Raw genomic sequence first — 23,340 nt, 5'->3', positions numbered from 1 at the left:
CGCATAGTCGTGCCGCTTGATGACACGCTGGACGAACGCAGTTTCCAACTTTCAAACATCACGCTAGGTGGGCGAAGCATTTCGCTGCCCCCGGGTCGCCCCAACTTCGTTGGCGAATTCGATCTCAACGAAGAAGAAGGATACCAGCTACAAATCACCGCAGGTGTCGATGCGAACACTCGTGTTGCTTCGTATCTGCTTCGAGCCATCGATCCTCGCGACGGCTTGCCACCAGTCGATTCGGCAATCGGGCTGCTGCAACCTGGCGAATCAGTCGACGTCGGCTTCTTCATCAGCGTCAACGACACCAATGCCGCCGGTCAAACCGACGATCCGCAAACCGGCGACGAGATCACTCTAACGGCGCGAGTGATCATCGACGGTTCTGCTCCAGTCGATTCCGAAACCATCACAGCGACGTTAGACGCGACGGCACCCACCAGCACGTTCACAGTGACGCCGATCGGCGGCGATCGCTTCGAGATCGATTGGTCGGCGACCGATGACGCCGACGGGAGCGGTGTTGTGACTCATTCATTGTTGGTATCCCGGGACGGAGGAAGCCGATTTCGCAGCGTCTTGTACCGAACCGGCGATACGTCCTACATCTACTCCGCATCCGCAGGCGAGGACCCCACGTTCCTGGTCCGATCGATTGACGCAGCCGGTAACGTTGAACCGGTCGCCGAAGGAATTCGCGTTCCTCGCTTGGTTCCCGAAATCAATCTCGGTGGTACTCCGGCGGTCACGGTAGTCGTCGAACCTGAGCTTGCCGCAGCAGAATCACAACCAACGACCGTCGCGGATCGACTCTTCGACGAATCGGCATTGGGCATTCCATCAAGCACCAGCGCGACTCAGCCCAGCCAGTTCGCACGCGTCATCCGACCCTACGCAGCCGAACGCTTTGCGACCATTCCCGGACTCTCCGGTGCAGACATCGGTGCGCTTGCGATGGCCGTCGGCCCCGATGGACGTGTCTATGTCTCAGGCGGCGCTGGACGCAACGAACTCTATCGCATCGCCGAAAACACCACTGAGCCGACAGCGCTAGCCGCCGGCACTGCCCCAATCTACGAACTCGTTTTCGATGCCGCCGGTCAGCTATGGGCATCGACCGGTGGCGAAGGACTGCTGCAGATCGATCCAGCCACCGGCGCCGTCCTGGACGTGATTGGTGCCGGCATTGCACTCGGGTTGGCTGCCATTCCCGGTGAAAACGCGATCTATGTTTCCACCACCGGCGGTATCAGCCGACTGGACACCGCGACGCGTAAACTCACTGCGTTTAGCAAAATCCGAGTCGACGCGATGGCCGTCGCAGACGACGGGACGCTGTACGGAACCGCATGGCCGTCAGGTGGCGAAGTCCTACGGTTTGATTTCCGCGGCCGAGCCGAAGTGATCGCCGAAATCGACGGCGGCGCTGAATCCTTGGCATTCGGTTCAGATGATTCGTTGCTAGAAGGAGCGCTGCTGGTTGGTCATCAAAACGAAGCCAGTATTTCAGTGGTCGATCCTCTCTCGCTTCGCCAAACGGTCATCGCGTCGGGCGGTGTCGGGCGGGTCGAGGGAATTGAATCACTTTCGGGTGGACGTTTCTTGGTCACCGGGGGCGACCAAGTCGATCTGTTCTTCACTGTCGCTGCGCCGCGAGTGGTCGATACGATCATTCGTGAAAACAATCGAGCAGCGCTCGTGTTTGATGTTGCTCTGGCAGCAACCGATCCATTGGCCGCGGCCAGCGCGACGCGTGGTGCCAACTACACGATCGTCAACAAGGACACGGGCCAGGATGTTTCGATCGGCGCTGTTCGATACGACGCTGAATCGCGAACGAGTGAGTTGTTGTTTGAATCGTTGGCTCCCGCTGAATATGAACTGACCGTGTCGCCCTCAGTCGAAAGCGAACAAGGAATTCCGATCGGCGGCAGTGGATTTGCGACGACGTTCCGAGTCTTTGAAGATGTTTCGATCAGCACTAGCGTCAGCTACGCGGCCACTCGAGTGAACCGGGCCGACGGAACGTTGCTGTTTGATATCACTGTCAACAACACCGCCGAATTTGACATCGCCGGCCCGATCAACATCGTGTTCGACCAGTTCGGGGACGAATCGGTCATCTTCTTCGGTAACGACGGCGCACCCGCGGACGCCAACGGATTCCAAGTTTTGGACGATGGAACGGTATTAGCAGCCGGAACTTCCTCCGTTCCTCAAACCGTCGTCATAGCGAATCCAAATCTGTTGGACTTAAACTTCGATCCACGAGTGCTCGCGACCCTGCCACCGAACCAGTTGCCCGAGTTCGCAACGGCACCTCTTTTGGCCGCCAGCGCGCAGGCCGAGTACTCCTACCAAGCCACCGCCTCGGATCCCGACGGGAACCGAATCACCTATGTCCTGACCGACGCACCCGACGGTGCGACCGTCGATCCCAACACGGGCGAGGTCGATTGGATGCCCGGCAGAGGCTCACCACCGATCACGCGGTTTGAACTGCGAGCCTACGATGCGCGCGGTGCATTCGAGCGTCAAGTTTGGAATGTAGACGTTTCGGGTGCGAACCAAGCGCCCATCATCGCCCCCATTGGCGATCAGTTCGCTGTCGAAGGAACCCTCATCGAAATCCCCGTCAGTGCGTTTGATCCAGACGGCGACGATCTGTTTTACTTCGCCGACAACCTACCGCCGGGTGCAGTATTTGACTCCGTCGGCCAAGCCCTCAGGTGGCGTCCCGGTGGCGACGATGCGGGTGTCTACGAGAACGTCACCCTGATTACAAGCGATGGCTTCGTTGAAACCAGCGTCTCTTTCGAGATCGTGATTGCAAACAACAACGTTGCCCCCACGATCGCACCGATTGCCGATCGAACGATCAACGAAGGTGACGCGATCAGTTTCCGACTGTTCGGTGAAGACGAAGATGGCGATACGCTCCGTTACCTGTCGCCCAACCTACCACCGGGTGCTTTCCTAGATCCCAATACGGGTCTGTTTGAATGGACGCCGGGATTTGATCAGCACGGCGTCTTCGATATGGAGTTCTTCGTCGATGATGGGACCACGCTTACGCCGACCATCACGACATTGACCGTCAACAACATCAACGGCCCAGTTGCGTTCCCATCACTCAACGAATTCACGATCTTTGAAGGACAACCTCTGCAAGTCCGTGTGGCGGCCTACGATCCGGAATTCCCTGTCGCACCCACCAACCCGCTGGCGACCAGCGAGGATTTCTTCGTTGACTTTGAGGCCTTCCTTCCCGACTTGGTCTACACGCACGACTCACTCCCCGATGGTGCGACCTTCGATGCTGAGCGACAGATTTTCAGCTGGTCGCCCTCGTTCGACGCAACCGGTGGGGCCGAGACACAGCGATACGAGATCGATTTCACTGCAACGGATGACAGTGACGGAACCGGTACGCCGACCAGTGACACGGTAACGCTGGTCATCAACGTCCGCGATTCAAACTTCCGTCCAGAAATCACAGCGATCACGAACAAGGTCGTGCCCGTCAGCACGACGCTGGACATTCCCATCGTCGCGGTGGACCCTGATGGAACACCGATTGATTTAGGCGTTCAGTTTGGCCAAGCCGCCGCGTTGCCAGAGTGGGCAACCTTCACAGACAATGGCGATGGGACAGGATTGTTATCAGTCGCACCCCAGCCCGGCGACCGCGACGATTACCTGATCACAGTGACGGCAAACGAAACGACCGGCGAAGCACCGCTCAGCGAATCCGTCCAGTTCATCCTGCAAGCCACCAGTGACAATGAGCCGCCGATCTTTGCACCGGCCTTTGATTCCGTTGCCCTGGTGGGACAACCGTTCATTCTGGTGTTGGACGTAGACGACGCCGACCAAGACCCGCTCACGTTCACATCTGGCACGCTCCCCGATGGTGCGACCTATACCGAAGACGCATTCTACGGCCGATCGACGTTCACCTGGACGCCAACAGCCAGCGACATCGGGTCAACAGAAATCACCTTCAACGTTTCCGACAGTGGCAACGAAGGAGCCGGCGATGTGTTGTCTGATACGACATCGATCACGCTAACGGTTCGCGAAACCAACACACGACCGGAACTGGATCCTATTGGACAGCAATCCGTCGCCGAAGGTCAACTGCTGACCATCACAGCAGCGGCAACCGACGCCGACAATGACGCGGTGTTCTTTGCTGCTGCACTGGTCCAGGGTGCTGCAATCGGCAATCTGCCAAGCGGAGCCGACTTTGATGGCGACAGCGGCCAGCTCACTTGGCTTCCGTCATCAACGCAAGCTGGCGACTATCGAATCCGAATCACTGCGTCCGACGGCGCGGGGTCACGTAGTGAAGACGTGTTGGTTACGGTCAACAACACCAACCAAGCACCCGTGATGAACACACTGCCGGGCTTGTTCACGCGTGAAGGCGATCAGATGATCTTCGCAATCAACGCCGGCGACGCCGATGGTGAACCGTTGATCTTCAGCTACGACGGCCCCGCCATCGACGGATTCAATTTCGATCCCGTCACTCGAACGGTCATCTGGGACGTCGACTTTGATTCCGCAGGCGATTACACACTGCCCTTCAGCGTGACCGACCCCAGCGGTGGTTCCGATTCGATCAACGTCGAAGTCCAAGTCATTGCCACCAATCGAGCGCCATCGATCGATGCCCCCCAATTGCGCAATGCTCAAATCGGCGAAACCTTCTCGTTAGTCATCCCTACTGCTGACCTGGACGGCGATACCGTCACGCTTTCGGCAATCGACTTACCCGAAGGTGCAACCCTAAACGTCGTCGCAGGCGAAGACGTATTGGAATGGACACCCCAGAGTTTCCAAGCAGGCTCCTACACCGTGCGATTGACTGCGGACGACGGCGACCTGCAATCCAATCACACGCTGACCTTGATCGCGTCGCTGGATCCGGCCTCGCCAGACCTGCGTTTGGTTCTAACCCCAAGCTTCCCCGCCACCCCCGGCCAAACGGTCATGATCGAGCCCATCGCCGACAGCGATGTAGCGATCGGCGAAGCAACACTGTCCATCGGCGGTCAAACCATCACGCTGGACGAACTTGGACGCGGTAGCTTCGTCGCAGACGCCCCCGGACGATTCGAGGTCACCGCGATTGTCACCGACGTCGAAGGCCGCACCACCACCATCACGCAGCCACTGTTCGTCCGCGACCCAGCCGACCGAACTGCACCGCGCATCGAAATCACCGAATTCACGCCGCCGATCGTCGCGGAAACTAAAGAGCTGATGTTCGACATCTTCGACGACGGCTTGGCCGAGTACAAAGTCGAACTCGTCCCACGTGGCGGCGGAATGCCAACCGTGATCGGCGAAGGCACGACCAGCATCGTACAGGTGGTCGTCATCGATCCATCCAAGTACGAAAACGGATTCTACACAGCCGTCGTCACCGCCAGCGACTTCGGTGGCCTCACGTCAACGGAGTCGTTCGATTTAGAAATCAACTCCACCGACAAAACCGGATCCGTCCAAGAGTCTGCCACCGACATGACCTTCACGCTGGCCGGCATCGACCTAGACGTCACCCGTCGCCACTCATCGATTAGTTCGAGTGAAGCCGATTCCAACTTCGGCACTGCCTGGTCCTGGCCACTGCTTGATCCACAGCTTTCTTTGGGCTCCGAAAGTGGATCGGTAGATGTGTTTGACGCCCTGACCGACGGTACGGGCATTTACGTAACGTTGCCAGACGGTAATCGCGTTCGGTTTACTTTCACGCCAACGGCTGGACTGACCAGCGGGATCGAAATATTCAATCCAACTTGGACCGCGGACACCGGAGTTCCTTGGACTTTGGAGAGCTTTGACGCCAGCCTCCGCAAGGCTGGCGAAGGATATTTCATTGTGGGCAGTGGGTTGCCTTACAACGCTGCGTTCGCAAAGAATGGCGAAGCAGCATTCACCCTTGTGTCTCCTGCCGGACAGCGTTACGAACTGACCGAAAAATCGCCAGGTAGCTTTACCCTGACGCGTATCACCCTCGCTGACGATAGCGCTTCGTTGCGAGTGACGGACAGCGGCATCGTTGCATCATCTGGAGAACGATTGACGATCGTGCGTGACGGTGATGGCCGCATCCGCGAATTGGTCGGCCCAGCAGGCCAGCATTTTGTATACCGGTTCGACGATAACGGAAATTTGACGATTGTGGTCAATGCTCAGTTCGGTGACAAAAGCCATTATTCCTACGATGATGCCGATCGACTGTCCACAATCGCCAATAGTGAAACGGTTGGAACACTGTTCAACTACGCCATCGACGGGACGCTTGCTGAAACCTACGTGATTGAAACACACGTTGGCGGGACGCGTCACGCGTTCGAGGCAGCGATTGCAGGATCAATTGTTGCGGGCGAAACGGACCAGTACTCGTTTACCGTCACGGAGGGAGAATTACGGAGCAGCCCAGGTGGTCTTACAATAGGCATTGACGTCTTCAGCGATGACTTCCGTCCCTCGTCTGCAATAATTCCTGGACTCCAGGCGGGAACACCCGTGTTGCTCGCGCAGCAAAGTACTACGTTGTTCACGATCATCCAGCCAGGAACCTATACGACGCAGATCAGCGGAGATGCCACCGGCGACTACACGGCTAGCATTTTTCTTCCGGGCGATGTCAACGGTGATCACCAAATCGACAATTTGGACAGCAGCGTTATGGCGAACGCACTAGGAAGTAGAATAGGCGACGCAGACTACAACGCACTGGCTGACTCGAATCGAGATGGAGTCGTTGACGTTAACGACGAATCTGCACTTAACGCTAGTTTTGGTTTTGTGGCAAACATGGCTCCGACTCTCTTGACCACTTCACTGGATCAGGCTCGCTATGGATCCCAAACAACGTTCAGCATCGAAGACCTTGCTCGCGATGCAGAAGGTGATCAGCTAACCATCATTCAACCAGAGATTACTGGAGGGATGCTGCGAGTGGTTGGCGGTGGTTTGTACGAAGTAGGTTTTGAAACTCTTTCACAGGCTGCATCGCTGACACTGTCGGTGTCCGATGGAGTGATCGACGGAGAATCGCAATCAATCACGGTCAGTCCGATTGCAGCAGATTTGGTTGGGTTGCTTGTCGAAGGCGAAGACATCGAACTGCGTCCCGGGCGGCGAGCATTCGTTTCGGTTCTCGGTGAGTTGGCTGACGGGTCAATCATCCCGCTTGACTCCAGCGATGTCACGTATCAGCTGACCGATCCATTGCTTGCCACCGTTTTCGACGATGGAACATTGATTGCCGACAACCAGGGACAAGGGGCGGTCTTTGTATCGGCATTCGGGCTGCAGACTGCCATTGGCGTGCGTGTTTCGCAGAATGATTTTGAGGTGCTGGATGTCTATCCGTCGGATTACGCCCTGTTGCCGGGCGAAGAGAGACAGATTCTGGTACGCCGACGTGAAGCGACGTCATTTACAGATGTAGCGGATGACGCAGCAACCTTCTACTTCGTGGAGAACCCTGCGATCGTGTCCGTCGGCAACGCTGGATTGTTGCAAGCAGTGGCCGAGGGAATGACCGAAGTCGTCGTGATTCGCGATGGACGCAGCTTTGTTTCAACTTTCACCGTCAATGCTTTGGTCGACAAGACCGCTGTCACGCTGGACGAAGGCGGCGGGATCTTTGGATCGGCCGATGGCATTCAAGTTGGCATTCCTGAAGGAGCTTTGTCATCCGCTACCGATCTGACTGTAGCATCGCTACCCGAAACGGCGTTGCCATACGAATTGCCGCCGGGATTTGATTTCGCAGGTGGAATCGAGATTACTGGTATCCCAGAGGACAACGAACTTGCGTGGCGAGTTTCGTTGCCGGCGCCAGGTAATCAACCGGGTGACGTGCTGTACTTAATGACGCAACTGGAAGTACTCGAAGAGGGTGCAACGACGCCTGAGTTAACTTGGATGCTGGTCGATTCGATGGTCGTTGGTCAGGACGGACGTGCTAGGACAACCAGTCCGCCAAATATTGGTGTTGCCGCGCGCCGTCCGATCTTGGGCAATACATTCCGAGGCACAGCCGCGGGAATCATGTTTGCTGTCAATCCGACGCTTGGCACTTCCATGACAGCTATTCAAGATCTGGACACCCGATTGACGCAGCGTGGCGATCCACAGTTAGGCGAAGTTGCTAGTTCGCTAGTCAGCGACCGCAACGGAGCCAGCGGCGGATCTGCTGCTTTCTACGCATCACACGACGCGTACGGATTCTGGGAAATGCCGTTACCGTACGGCATTTCCTATCAGATGCGAACGTTCACATCCACGCCGACGGGGTTACGTGAAACAGATTCACGTGACGTATCGATCTCCGCGGGGACACCGGCTCCCGTCGTGTTGCCTTCTGTGACGCGTTCCAGCTTCACGCCGCAGTCCCCGATTTTAACGAGTGGAGAAATCAACTACACGGTCAATGGAACCGAGCTGGAATTGACTACCGCAAACCTTCTGATTGCAAATCCGTTCCTGGGCGGGTCGATGGGACTGAATATCCAGGATGTTTACGTCACGATCGAGGTTGGCGGACGCGATTCATTCGACAACGATGGATCTCCGTTGATCGTCGGGGGCAAGGATGTGCAAATACTGCCTGCGAATCTTTCGCTAGACCAAAACGTGCTGACGGCAACGATTCCGGACGGAGTGCCATTAGCAGGTCACGCGATCACAGTCACACGACTGATGGATCTGCCTGCCGGGAACACGTTCAAGACACAAGAGTTCACAAGTAATCCTGTTCAGATCATCGGCTCGTCGCGATACGCCGCAGCGAGTGCTCGCAATCCGACGCCGGGTCCCGGAGACTCAAACGATCAAATAATCATCTACAACGTTTGTGGTGCGTTGGATACAAGCAATTTGAGCTACAGTCCTCAGTGTCAGTACGTTGATCCGACAGTCGATGGGACGATCAAGTTGCAGCCGCAGGTAGCGGCGGTCATTGGTTTGGTGGATGGCAATAACCGCAGCGCATTTGGCGCGAACCGAACGTACGCGTCGGCAGACGGTAGCGTGTTCTATGTTGGCTTGTCGTCGATTGGAAAGATTGCAGTCGTCGACGCCTTGGCGTTGCATCAGATCGACACTATCGAAGACAACGCGACTTTGCCCGCTACAGTGGGCGTCAACAACATCGTCTTGCCCGAAGGTGCTAGCCCCTACGACATGGTCAGTGATGCCAATGGTCGGCGACTGTATGTTTCTGATCTGAGATCGGGTTCGATCTATGTTATCGATACCGATCCTTTCTCAGACAAATTTCATCAGTTGATCCAAACGATCACTTTGCCGTCTCAAATTTCAGGCGGCCCGAAGATTGCACCGATCGGCTTACGCGGAATCGCGATCGATCAATCTGGTCAACGGTTGTTTGTAGCGGCTCCTAGCTCCGATCTTTTCAATACTGGCGATACGTCCTCCAACGCGACAGGATACGTCGCCTCGATTTTGTTGCGTGACGACGATGACGCGCCGCTGGAGTTTCCGATCTTCGATGTTGCCAATGATCCTTTGGCTTTAACACCAGTAAGCAACGGAGTCTACGACATCACGGTCACTGACGATCCGGATGTCATCTTAATTGTCGACCGCATCAACGATAGTGAAGGTTTCAGTGTTCTGCGCAAGGACCAGTCAGGAGCCTTTGATTACGACAGTGTTTCACTAGCTGACTACGGCGCAATCCCACTACGTAGTGAAGGTCGCGCGACTCAGGTTCACGGAATCGGCAACGCGCAAAGTGTCGTATTTGTTTCAGCCAATGAATTTGAAGACGTCATTGGTCGTCCGCATCCGTCCTATGCGATTATCGCAGGATTCCGGCAGTTCAAGGAAGGTGATCCGAAGACCGATCCGAATCTTGGACCGTTCTTGGTTTACAATCCAACGCTTTCGGAAAACGGGCGTGTCACGACTTATAATGTGAGTGCTGGCGGAACCGTCGGTATCATTCGCAATCCACTTGGAGACTTCGACGTTCCGCTTGACCGACCGCACGTTGTCGCGGCAACCGATCCGATTGTCCAGGGATTCACCGATAGCGTTATCGTAGCGGAGCAGTCCGGACTTATCTTGGCGGCGCAACAAGGCGCGGACTTGGTGACCGGATACGACCTAGCGTCCATGATTTTCCACTTGGAGGATCTTGCTGGTGGTGACCCGATCGTTCCCTGGCACCAAAATGGCTTTCCAAATGAACTCCTGCCGCTTTCGGCTCTGTTGGCTGGCCCAACATCGACGATCCCAATCGACAAGGTCTTTCCCAAAGATGCAGTAGCGGCTGACTATCGATTTTACTTCGACGGCGACTCTCTCTTGTACGGCGTCAACCCGCAGGGACCTGCCAATTCGGGAACCCCCAATCAATTTGCGCCACTGGCGGGCAACAACCTGCCGCGTGGTCTATCAGTACAACCTAAGTTGCCGGATGAACTGCTGGTATTGCAGCCGACGCCTTACAACCCCGTGTCGCAGCTTCCCACGTTGGAAAAACAGCCGGTCATTTTGGAGACTGGGCGCAGCAGCATTGCAGAACTTCATTCCGGTGCACTACAAGAGCGGCATTCATTAGTGTCCTATCGTTCGCTGGAACAAGAGCGTTCGCTGCAGTTTGTCTACGACTCGTTCCGCGCCGACCCGCGACCAGTTTTCCACGTCAATGTTGGCAACTTGGATGCGTTGCAATACGACACCGCAACCGATCGTTTTGCTTACAAGCTGACGGCGGTCGCTGCCGACGGAACGAGATACCCCGCCGGTGGACTTTCCCAGGAAGACGCTGACGCCCTGGGACTGGATGTCGGTACAAATCTGTTTAAGTTGCCTACGGCTTTAGAAGGATCAACCTATGGGGCCGCGCTGCAGATCGACATGTCTGACACACCGACCGGTCTGTACACGCTGGAAATAGAGTTCGGTATCGTGCGGCCAACTGGTTCACAGTTCGACGGACGTTTGCTTACGCAATCGTTTGTGCATCCCCACGTCAACAGCACCGAGTCTATCTTCGGTGCAGGCTGGGGCATTGCCGGCTACATGCGTGCCTATCCAGGTGATTCGGGCGTCATGCTGGTTGATGGTGACGGTAACGAACTAGTATTCTTGGCCCCGCAAGACGGTTCAGATATTTACACGCCCGTTGTCAATGATTTTTCAGAACTGACAGCCACACCGACCGGCTTTCGCCGGCGACTGCGAGACGGGACGGTTCAGTTGTTTGACCTTGAAGGCTTAATGCAATCGTCCACCGATCGCAACGACAATCAGACGCAATACGTTCATAGTGGCGAACTACTGACAGCGATCATCGATCCGGTCGGATTGCAAACAACGTTTGACTACGTAGGAGACGTGATACAAAAGATTACCGATCCCGCTAGTCGCGTGACTGCATTTGGCAGCGACGGCGATGGGAACCTTCTGTCGATCACCGATCCGGATGGCATCCCGCGAGAATTCCGATACGAATATCGGCATAACACGGACGCGAATCTGGGCATTCACTTGCTGACGGGTCAAACCCTGAAACGAGGAACGGATCCGAACGAACAACTGGATGAAGATTTCTCCGAGACGTATGTCTATGACCCAGTCGACGGTCGACTACGAAGTGGGCGGCGTATCGACGACGCCACCTTTACGATCGAACCAGCCCAAGTTGCGTTTCTTAAGTCGATCGGCGATACGACTAGCGTTTCAAGGGCTCCAGTCCTGGAAGTACTGTCAACGCCCGATACCAAGTCCAACCTGGCAAAGGCTGGAAAAGCAACAGACCCAACTGCGGATACGAGTTTCACCGCCGCCGCGACCTACCGAGATTTCAAGGGCAAGCAACATGAATACAGACTGACACCGTCTGGTCAGCTGGACAAACACCAAGTCGATGATAGTCGCGAAACCGATTTCACGCGAACTGAAGGCGGCGGCAGCATACTGACAGAGAAGGATGCGGTCGGCGCGATCATCGAATACGAGCGTGACGCCTTTAATAACATCATCGAACGCGTGGATTATCCGAATGGAACTCCGGTAGTGACCACGACGACGTGGGACTACGAAGTGATTTTGGACGGTCAGGAATCGTACAACATTCCTGTGATCACGGCCGACCCGGTCGGGCGAACCACAACGCATACGCTGGATGACAACGGTAACATTCTGACGTCGGTTGTCCTTGATAGCGACCCGCCGACCGGTAGCCCGGAGCAGATCACACAGACCTACACGTACTTAGCGACTGGGCTGGTCAATATCACCACGGATGCCCGTGGCAATTTGACCGACAACGACTACGACGCGTACGGACGCCGAACAAGCGAAGCGTTCTCCGACGGCACACGGAGCTGGGAGTACGACGACCTAACAGGATTTGTCTCCGCGTTTACCGATGCGAATGGTGTTCGCACGGAGTTTACGCGTGACATCATGAACCGAATTGTGTCGACGTTCTATGTCGGCGCTGGGACACAGTCCTACACACATGAATTTGACGCTCACGGCAACGAAATCCGTAGCGTGAACACCGTCGATTCCGTTATAGAGCGGCAGTACGACGAATTGGATCGACCTTCACTGCTCGCTCAGGATGTCACCGATCTGAATTTCGTGACACGCTATGGCTATGAAGCTGGCGACTTGGTGCCGAGTTACCCGGTCTCAGCCGCTGGTGGCGACGTCTATGTCATCCAACATCCGACCGGTGACTTCACGGTGTCAACTTATAACGAATACAACGAAGTCGTGGGGCGTTACGATGCGCTCGGCCGCTTTACCGAATACGTGCTTGATGACGTCGGACGTGTCAAAGAAGTCATTCCGCCACATGGTCAGAAAATCACCCAGACACTTGACGCTCGTGGCCGAGTCAAAGAGGTAGCCGGCCCATTGCCCGACCAAGTTACAACCAAGGTCTACGACGACGTCGATCGAGTGATCTCGACGACCACGGCGAACACAACAGGCGATCGGACGCGCACGTACGATTACAACCTCTTTGATCAGATTGCCGAGCAAACCGACGAACTGGGAACAGTCACCCAGTACCACTTTGATGCGGTCGGCAATCTAACCAAGCAGATCGCCGCGCTGGGAGAGCCTGAGGAGTATGTTACCACTTACACGTTCGACGACCGTGATCGGTTGAAAACAACTCAGTTCGGCCCCGCCGCGCCCACGACCTACGACTACTATCCCGAAGGTCAGATAAGCAAGGAAACCGACCCGCTGGGTTATGAGACTCAGTACGAGCTGGATGCGCGAAATCGGCAAAGCAAAATCATTGATGCCGAAGGCAATGAAGTGGTGATGGAATACGACGGCGAGGGTCAATTGAAGCGACTGGGCCAGCCGATCGGCATCACCGACACGTTGGCGTTTTCAACCTACGATTATGATGGAATGAATCGCTTGATCGCCCAAACGGATGCGTTGGGCAACACCGAACGTTATGAATACGATGCAGCAAACCGTCGAACGGCGGTATTGGATCCACGCCACTTAGATGGCGAAGACCGCTACGCCATTCGTAGTGAGTACGACGCAATAGGACGAATGACAGCGGCAATTGACGGAGAGGGCAATCGCACAGAATACGACTACGACCCGGTGTGGGATGACGTCATCGCCATCCGTACGCCGCGCCCCAACGGGGAATCAGGCTTTGTGGAAACGATGCACGATTATTCGACCAATCGTCGAATGATTCGTACGACTACACCGGTCGGCGACGGGACGAATATCGAAAAAGTAATAACCTTCGATACGATGGGCAACCTCTTATCTCAGTTCGTCGTCGGTACGGACGTCGGTGAATCGCACAAATATGACGCGCTCGATCGGCTCTTTAAATCAACGATCTCTCCGGGAACTGAAGATGCTGTCACGATGTCGACGGATTACAACCGACTGGATCAAATCGTCAGGTCGGTCGACACCGGTGGCATTGTAACGCAGTATGAGTACGACGCAAAACGCGATCTAGTCAAGACAAACTACGCGGTGGGAACACCGGTTAGCTATTCGATTGAAATGACCTACGACGATGTCGGTAACCAACTGACCGTCAGCGATCCACGTGACGCAACGTTGCTGACGACGCGAGTCTACGATGGATTGGGACGAGTCGAGCAGATGTCATTGCCCTATGGTCCGTTTGACGGCCCGCTGTTTGCGTTGACCAATTATACCTACGACGGCGTCGGGAACGTATTGACAGAGACCGACCCAAGGAATCCGAACTTCGTCACGCAGTACGACTACGATGCGGGTGGGCGTATGGAGCGTCGAATCGATGCTGCAAATGGTGAATGGTCCTACGGATATGACGCGGCCAGTAACAACACTTCCGTGTCGACGCCTGAAGGCCAAACCGAAACGACCTATGTCGATGGCTTGAACCGAATCATTGGTTCGTCAAATGCGATGGGACATACGACGTGCACTATTTACGACGCGGCAGGAAATCCGATTGCGTCGATCCATCCGAATTCGGGCCTGACTTCGTGTACCGGGTCAGAGGTGATCGGTGACGTCACAACACGAATGACGTACGACAATCTTGGCCGGGTGCTGACGACGGTTGATCCCGAGCAGAATCGTACGTCATATGAATACGATTCCGCCGACCGACTGGTCAGCGTAACCGATCCGCGCACGTTTGCAGGGGACGGCCTTTTCCAGACAACTTACACTCACGATGCTCGCGGCAACATCTTGACGGAGACTCGTCCAGGCGGCATCGCCGGCAACAACGAAACGCTCACGTACACTTATGAATACGATGACCGTGACTTGATGACTCGGATCGTCGACCCGCGTGGTGTTGCATCTGAAACCGATTACGATGCGCTACGTCGAACGCTTTCTGTTGCACAAGACGTCGAAGTCGGTGTTCAAGATGGTGCCAAGGAAACGACGTCCTACAGTTATGATTTGGCCGGCAACGTCCTAGAGATTGACGATCCACGTGGTGATTTCTTTAACACCACATTCACATACGATGCCGCGAATCTAGTCGCTTCGGAAACAGTTCAGCGCGGGCACCCAGATCTACCAGGTCCATCGTCGACTGTGCTGCACACCTATGATTCCGCAGGCAATTTGATTCTCTCAACGGACCCACGTGGTGCCAACCTAAATTCCTCGTTCACATACGATGCTCTCGGCCGGATCTTTCTGTCGACGACCCCATTTGGTGCAGAAAATTCGGATGATATTGCTATCACTCGCTACAACTACGACGCCGTCAGCCGGTTGAAATCGCAAGATGGTCCGCTTCGTGATTCCTCGGGCGAATTGGTTGAAACAAGTTTTGAATATGACTTAGCAGATCGGGTGATCAAATCGACGGAGGCAAACGGCGCCGAGACGATCTTTGACTACGACTTGGCGGGTAATATTATTAGAGAGACTTTTGTCGCCCAAGTCGTTGATGGATACGACGTGGCAGAAAGAGAAATCACCTACACATACGACGGCAACAATCGCCCAAGAATGACGACCGATGCACTGGGACGTGAGACAACGTACGAGTACGACTCGGTCGGACAAGTGGTGAATGTCACGCTTCCGCTGGGCGAAGGAGCAGAGACTATCCATGTGTTCGATGCCGCGGGTCGCTTGCGGTCAGAGACTGACGCGATCGGACAAATTAAAACGTACGAATACGATGGCGCAGGAAACCTGATCGCTATGACGGATCCTCGTGGTGATTTCTACACCACAACAATGCGATACGACGGCGCCGGGCGGTTGCTAGAGCAAATTCAACCGACAGGCACCGAAGATGCCCCAGGCCCAGACGCTGTCACCACCTACGTTTACGAAAGTAGCGGCAGCACGGTAACGGAGATTGATCCCCGCGGTGAAGATTACCAAACAATTTCCAAGTTTGATCGTAGCGGACAGACTGTTCTGATCGAATCCGCTGAAGGGCGTCCAGACGACTTACAGAGAATCACGAACAGCTTCCTTTTCGATGCTGCCGGTTTCGTCATCGCAGAACAGGACCATCGCGGTGCAGCGTACAACACGGTCTACACTCGTGATGCAGCAGGCAATATCGCAACCATGGAGGTGCCTGGTGGAACTGGGCCACGTCGAACACAGACCTTGCAGTACAACGAATTAGGGCAACCGGTTCAGATTGTCGGGTTTGACGGCGCTACCGATATCACGCGGTACACGTATGACGCGACCGGAAATCAAACGTCAATGACAGATCCCGTTGGTGATGTGTTGCAGTACAGCGTCGATCGATACGGCAATCGATTGGCCACAACCGACAAGTACGGCACGACTGTGGTTACGTACGATGGTGCGAATCGCCCATTAAGCATCGTGGATCCGCTGACCTTCCAGACTGAATACTCTTATGTCGACGTTCAAGGTTCGCCGGCCATCATTGAAACTGATCCGCGTGGCAATACGACTACGACGATCATCGACCAACTTGGAAGGACAGTTGTAGAGATCGATGCGATTGGCGGACGTACAGAAATGCAGTACGACGGCGCCGGGAACGTGGACACGGTAGTTGACGCGCGCGGCATTCAGTACAACTCGACATTCACTGCGCGGAATCTATTGCAGTCTGTTACCAGCGCAGTCGGAACCGTTGACGAGATCACAACTTCGTACGAATACGACTTATTGGGACGCGAAGTCAGACAAATTGATCCGCGAGATCCAACTGGCGACTTCTATTTCGTTACGACTCAGTACGACGCATCTTCGCGGCCAATACAAACCACTCGATCATCAGCAACTCCCGATACCGCTGGGATGCGTACGACGCCAGGGCAAGCTTCCGGCGAAGTGGTCGAACAGATCTTCTACGACACGGCCGGCAACGTCACTAAAGTTGTTCCGCAGGGTGGCGAAGCGTATGCCCAGACATTCATTTACGACGATGCTGACCGTCTGTTCTCGCGAACACAGCCCACGGGTTTTGAAGGTAGCGAGCGAGATAGCACGTTTACGTACGACTATGACACTTCCGACAACGTCATTTCGATCATTGATCCGCTGGGGCACGAGACAAGTCGTGCCTATGACCTGGCAGATCGCTTGAAAACAGAAACGATTGTGTCGGCGACACGCGGTGACCTGGTCACTTCGTATGAATACCCCGTCGACAACGACGATCCGCGTGTCGTTGTCACGGATCCTTCAGGCACCGTGGCAGAAACGCTGCACTACGATGGTCTTGGACGGGTTGACCGAATCGAAGAACGCGGCAATCCCGAAATCGTGCGCACGTTTGACGGCGTCGGGAACCTGGCGTCCGAAACCCGTGGTCTTTGGAGCGAGACGTACACTTACGATCCAAGGAACCTACGCACCGGAGTGACAGACGCCGAAGGTTTCACAACAACGACAACTTACGACGCCGTTGGCAATCTGCTGACCGAGAAGCGTCCAGCGAATTCGCAGTCGACGACCTACACTTACGACGCGTTGAATCGGGTCAAGACTGAAACCGATGGCGTCAATGCCGTCACGCAGTTTGACTACGACGCGATCGGACAACTAACCAAGTTGACCGACGCACTGGGCAATGAAACGTCTTACACCTATGACGGCACCGGATTGGACCTGACGCAAACTAGTCCGACGGGTACCGTGACGATGGTGTACAACGCGGCGGGCGACCTGATTGAAAGCGTCGACCGCGCTGGTCGTCGTCGAACGTTTATCGTCGGTCACGACGGCACGACACGCGCGGAAAATTGGCTTGATGACGCCGGAACGATTTTCAACACAATCACGTTTGACACGGACGCTGCCGGGCGATTGACGTCGGCTACCGAAGGCGACGCGTCGATCGCATTCGATCTCTACGGTGACGCATCGAACCATTTGCTGGGGCGAACTTTGACAATTGGCGGGCAGTCCATCACGTTGGAACGTCCAGCTGACGAACTTGGTCGCGCCGTGTCCAGAACGTTATCCATTGGCACGCAGTCCGATTTGGCAGATTGGACCTACACCCGAGATGCTGCAGAGCGTTTGAGCGGTATATCGCTTTCTGGTCCGACTATCGATAGCGTCGATGTAACGATGGCGTACTCAGCAGACTTGCCGGACAAGGTATCGACAATGACACGTGCTGTTGCCGGCAGCCCGTCGGTTAGCACACTGTTCCAGTATGACGATCGAGGCTTAGTGACATCGATCAATCATGGCAGCGGCGGTTCTACTTTGGCACAGTTCGTAACGACGTACGATGCGAACGGAATGGCGGCAACCGACACGGATTCAAGAGGTCTTTCAACTTATTCGTACGACGAAGCGAACCGACTGATCGGCATCGATCGTCCTGCTGGCGTTGACGATGAAGTCTACACTCTAGACGCCACCGGGAACCGAACTGATGACGCGGCAGTTGTAGGCATCAACAACCAGATTGATTCCGACGACGTAGCGACCTTTGACTACGACGACGAAGGCAACCTGATTTCGGTCACCAGTGTCGCGACTGGTGAAAGTCAAGTGTACGATTGGGACTATCGAAATCGGCTTGTCACGATCACGTTCAATGATACTGACGGCAATGTGACGTCAACAATCGAAAACGAGTTCGACGCTTTCGACCGACGCATTCGACAGACGATTTCTGCGTTGGACGCAACGGGCAACAACCTGGAGGTGATCGACGATCGTTACTTCATCTACGAGTCAGGTGAATTGCTTGCGGAGTATGTCGTCGATGTTGCTGGCGATCCGGTGTTGGATCTGGTCTACCTGAGCGATCCTGGCGGACGTGGGACTTATGCACAATCAGGCGGAGTGGGCCAGACGGATTTCTTGTTGGCCGATCGCACGTCTTCAACGCGATTGATCACGGATGCATCTGATCTGACGTCTTCGAAACTGCACTACGATGCGATCGGAGCACATTACATCGAGGACGCGGCGGCAGGTGAAGTTCCGGGCAGTCGAATTCTGTATCAAGGTGCCGAGTTTGATGCGGTGAGCGGTCTTTACTACATGAACGCTCGATTCTATTCGCCCGAACTGGGGCGTTTCTTGTCGATCGATCCGAGTGGATTTGATGGCGGCGACTACAACTTGTATCGATTCGCTGGCGGAGATCCAATCAACTATCGAGACCCAAGCGGACTCTCACGAATCAGCGTCAGCGGTCTGTCCGAAGCGACGCAGCGTGCAGCAAGCTATTCGCAGGGCACGCCCAGCGGATTCAAAGGAAGACTGCAGACGTTTTCGTTTACCACAGGGCTTTCCTTCGGCGCCGGAGCTTATGCAAAGATGGTCAATGACGGCATCAATGCATTTGATGAGGGTATTGCCTACGGTGCAAAGTCGTTCACCGAGTCGGCCCCAATAGCTTTTGCAACCAGAACTGCGTTTCTAGCGTTCTCCGACGTGGCTTACTACAGCATCCATGGCGCGATAGCGCCCTCCGAAGAACTCGCATTTGAGATGGGACTGTCTTTCGTCAAGGGCTTTGGCGACGGAATTAAAGACGAAATCAAAGAGTTCCAGTCACGACTGGACGCCATCAGCAAGAAAGGACTCGATAACATCGTCAATTCTGGTAATCCTGGTGGAAACAATTTGGCTTCGGCGTTCTTTTTGCATCATCTGTACACAGTCGAGGCTGCTGTTGTTTCGGCAATGCAAGGCGCTAACGACACCTTCGCAATGGGTGCTGACTTATTGGAATTCACGCTTCGTGGAGCCGGCATCACTTCCGATCGCGAAAAGAATGGTTACTACAGCCAAGCTTCCCAGTTGGTTGCAGAGCAAGGCGTGTCGACGGCAATCGGTGGCGTGGTCGAAGGCTTGGCCAGAATCCCGGGCGACTTGGCCTCGCCTGATCCGGCAAAAGCAGGCCAGGCCGTTGCCGCCATCGCCGAACTCTTGGTAAGCGGCAAAGGTGGCGGAGCAAAGCGCGTCACCAATCTAGCCAAAGAGGGAATCGAAAAAGCTGGTCTGGCAATTCGTGGAAGCAAGGACGCTGTACTAGGTGCTCGGTTGCTCAAAAAGCTGACCGCAAAAACCGACAGCCCGTCTGTCACCAGCGTAAAGAAAGTGTCGACTGGGCCTAAACCTCCAGCAACGACGGCACCGCCATATTTGGCAGATCAGCTGACGCATCCCCCACGTCAACCAATACCAGAATCGTTCGGCAATCAACGAATAGCGACCAATACTGGTGAATTCCGCAAGATCGGCCTGGATGGATCGTCCAGCACTGGTCGACGGATTGATCCGAACACGGCTCCTGCCCTTTCAAATAAGGTTGACAGCGCACCGAATCCCTATGCTTTCCGCGCAGACTCTTCAGGAGCCTTCGACAGTCAGAGCTTGAGTCAGCAAAGGTTGCTTACGGAGTTTGAAGGCGGAAGTATCCAACAAGCATCTCGTAACTTCGAGTTTCGCGAGAACGTGATAAAGAATCCGGGCAAATTCTCAGCCGACACCGTTAAAGACGCGATGAGGACTCGAGATGAGATTGCCAGCTTCGCATCGAACCGAAAAATGCGCAATCCTGATGGAACGCTTACCAGTAACGTGCGGAAATCTTACAGTGAAGTCCTACAGTATCGCGCTTACGTATACAGCAAGAGTCAGAATCTCGCTTCGACCGTTGCAAAAACGGCTAAGTCGCCAGTCGCAAATGCATTCAGCAACGCGACTAGCCCTGCCCTACGATCTACACCCAGTTCGCCGGTTTCGCGACTCGCTCCCGACACACCTGGTTCCTTCGTCGTTGCATCAAAATCAAATCGGCACAATCTTTCCTGGGACGCTAGTGCAAGTCAGGCCGGATTTACGCCATCGCGAAGGGTGCAAGCCAGTCAGCTGAACAATGCCTCCGGAGCACAGGGATGGAATCGCGTCATTACACGCGAAGAAGTTGTCGGCAAAGCTAAGCACTATCTAGCCAACGCGAAAGACTTCTTTTCAGTTGCCAACGGGAAGAAGATCTTGAGCAAAATAGCAAACGATCCGGGAGCAGCGATCACCACGGTACAGCAATACGGTAGCGAACTGTTCGGCTCTGTTAATAAATTTGGCGTCGCTGCTGGGACGGCCAGATTTGTTGGGACACAAGCCAACAAATTCATCGGTGTAAAAATTGGCGAAGCTGGTAATGCCGGTTTCAAACAGTTGATTGATAAGCTTAACGACTCCGATCTTGTCCATAATTTTGACACTTTGCTGCGGACGTTAAACGAAGAGGATCGTCGTCGCAATAATCGCGGTCGACTGGACGGCTTGTTTGACACAGAAGAAGAGCGCACCAAGTACGAGCAGGAGGCTGCTAAGGCGTCAGTAAGTTTCCAAAAGAGCGCGAATGAGTTTTTGCAGAAAAACTTCTTAGGCGACACGATCGAAAATCTAAAGAAACGTGCGACTAACGCGCTACAAGCGAAGGCGAAGGAAACAGTGACTGGGTTGATCCGTGGCAACAGTGGGGCCGAGGCCCGCGGACAGGGTCAGTCGGCAGTCGGCAGCAGCTCTTCGACCACCGCAGCAACGTCGGGGAGCACTTCGCTGCCCACGACTCTGAACCAAACGGCGTCATTCGAAGACACGACGCCAATCGAATTGAACTTACCCGACGGCATGACCATCATTAGTGAAGTCGAACAGCTGGGAGATTCCGCAGTCGCATCCTGGTCCAGCGCACTTGGGCAGTCCATCGACGTTACTCTGAACTACATCGTGGAAGACCTGTCAGCCGGCATGCTTGGCGGAGTCGTAATTGACGAACGCGACGAACAGGGCTTGGCGACTGAAGCGACGATACGGATCGATGACGATGGCGCAGGTTATGGCTGGACGACCAACGGTTTCGATCTCTCGACCGTACTGCTGCACGAAGTCGGACATGCACTCGGTTTCGATCCGAGCGTTCCGGCTTTCCGTGACCGTATCCGCTCTTCCGACGCTGGACTGACTATCTCCCTTTCATCTGATGAATTGCCTCTGACAGATAACGGAGCGGAGTTTGCGGTCGACGGTGACATTAATCCAGTGATGACCGGCGAACTATTCATTGGTGAATCCAGGATCCTGACAGAAGATGACATTGATGCAGTACAGTTCGCACGCCGGACAGGCTTCCTGCTGACGGATGCTGACGATCTGGACCTTGGGGTGCTTCACCAAACCGTGGGTTCCCCGCTCGGTTTTGTACTGATGGCCGCAAATGTAAGCCAAGATGCCGGCCACGACTTTCAGAATGCAGACTTCGCCGTCAGCGACCCATCGGCCGACGACTTCATTTGGAAAACCATTGGTGACATCTCCATCGCCGGTGGTGTCACCACGATCAGTGAAGACGTTGGCATGATATCGGATCTGTCGCAGACGTTTGTAATTCCCCAGGGTGTCAGCACGCTGACGTTTACGCTGGGTGGATTAAATTTGGATGTCGGGCAGGGTGAGCATCCGGTGGAGGCGTTTGAGGTTTCGTTGTTGGATGCTACGAGTGCGACTTCGCTGCTAGGCGAAATGGATGGTCTTGGCGGTGGTGACGCGTTGTTGAATGTGCAGGCCGATGGACAGGTCTTCTTTTCCGATTTGGTCACTGCAAACGGAGTGGACTCAAGCGGCGATGTGATTGATTTGCCCAATAGCTCGATTGACGTAACAGTTGTGATTCCTGCCTCGGCTGCAGACGCGACGGCGACGCTGTTCTTTGACTTGGTCGGCTTCGGTGCGGATACAAGTAGCGTTCAAGTGAGCAATATCGAATTTGATTCGCGGGCACTTGGTTGGCAGAATCCAGTCAATCCGTTTGATGTAGATGATTCGGGCGTAGTTACCCCCGGGGACATTCTCCAAGTGCTCAACGAGCTTGCTGAGCCTACAGTCCATAGTCGATCTACTTCCCAACTCTTTACCATCACCGACACGGTTGGACCTCCTTCGTACTACGATGTCAGCGGCGACAACCGACTGTCGCCACTGGATGCCCTTTTGGTGATCAATGAATTGGCCGCCGTAAGTGGCGAGCAAATTCGATCATGGCAAAATGTGGTTAGCCCTCCCGATGTTGACAATAACAACCAAGTTACACCGGCTGACATCCTGCAGGTGATCAATGAATTAGCCGAGCCCACGGTCCACGACCCTGTTTCCGATCTATTCTTTGCGATCACCGATTCGGTTGGACCACCACCATTTTTTGATGTGAACGGTGACGGCAGGGCCACGCCTGGCGACGTACTACAAGTCATCAATGCATTGGCAGAACAAGGCCAACCGCAACCGGAGCAAATTGATCAGGCACTAGTTGATTTCATCGATGATGAAAGCTGA

1 protein-coding gene (running past one end of the window) is annotated in these 23,340 nt (G+C 54.8%); it reads left to right on the top strand.

The genetic code is table 11. From position 1 onward, the window contains the following. Window positions 1-23,340, top strand: the 3' portion of a protein-coding gene (locus tag K239x_RS16180) for a CARDB domain-containing protein (protein WP_145419279.1). It extends 12,660 nt beyond the left edge of the window; 23,340 of the gene's 36,000 nt are visible here — the last part of the coding sequence; its start codon lies beyond the left edge, outside the window; its stop codon occupies window positions 23,338-23,340.

The sequence above is a fragment of the Stieleria marina genome, from assembly GCA_007741555.1.
Lineage (GTDB): Bacteria > Planctomycetota > Planctomycetia > Pirellulales > Pirellulaceae > K23-9.
Note: the sequence above shows the minus strand (reverse complement) of the source record. Positions and strands in the feature narration are given on the sequence as shown.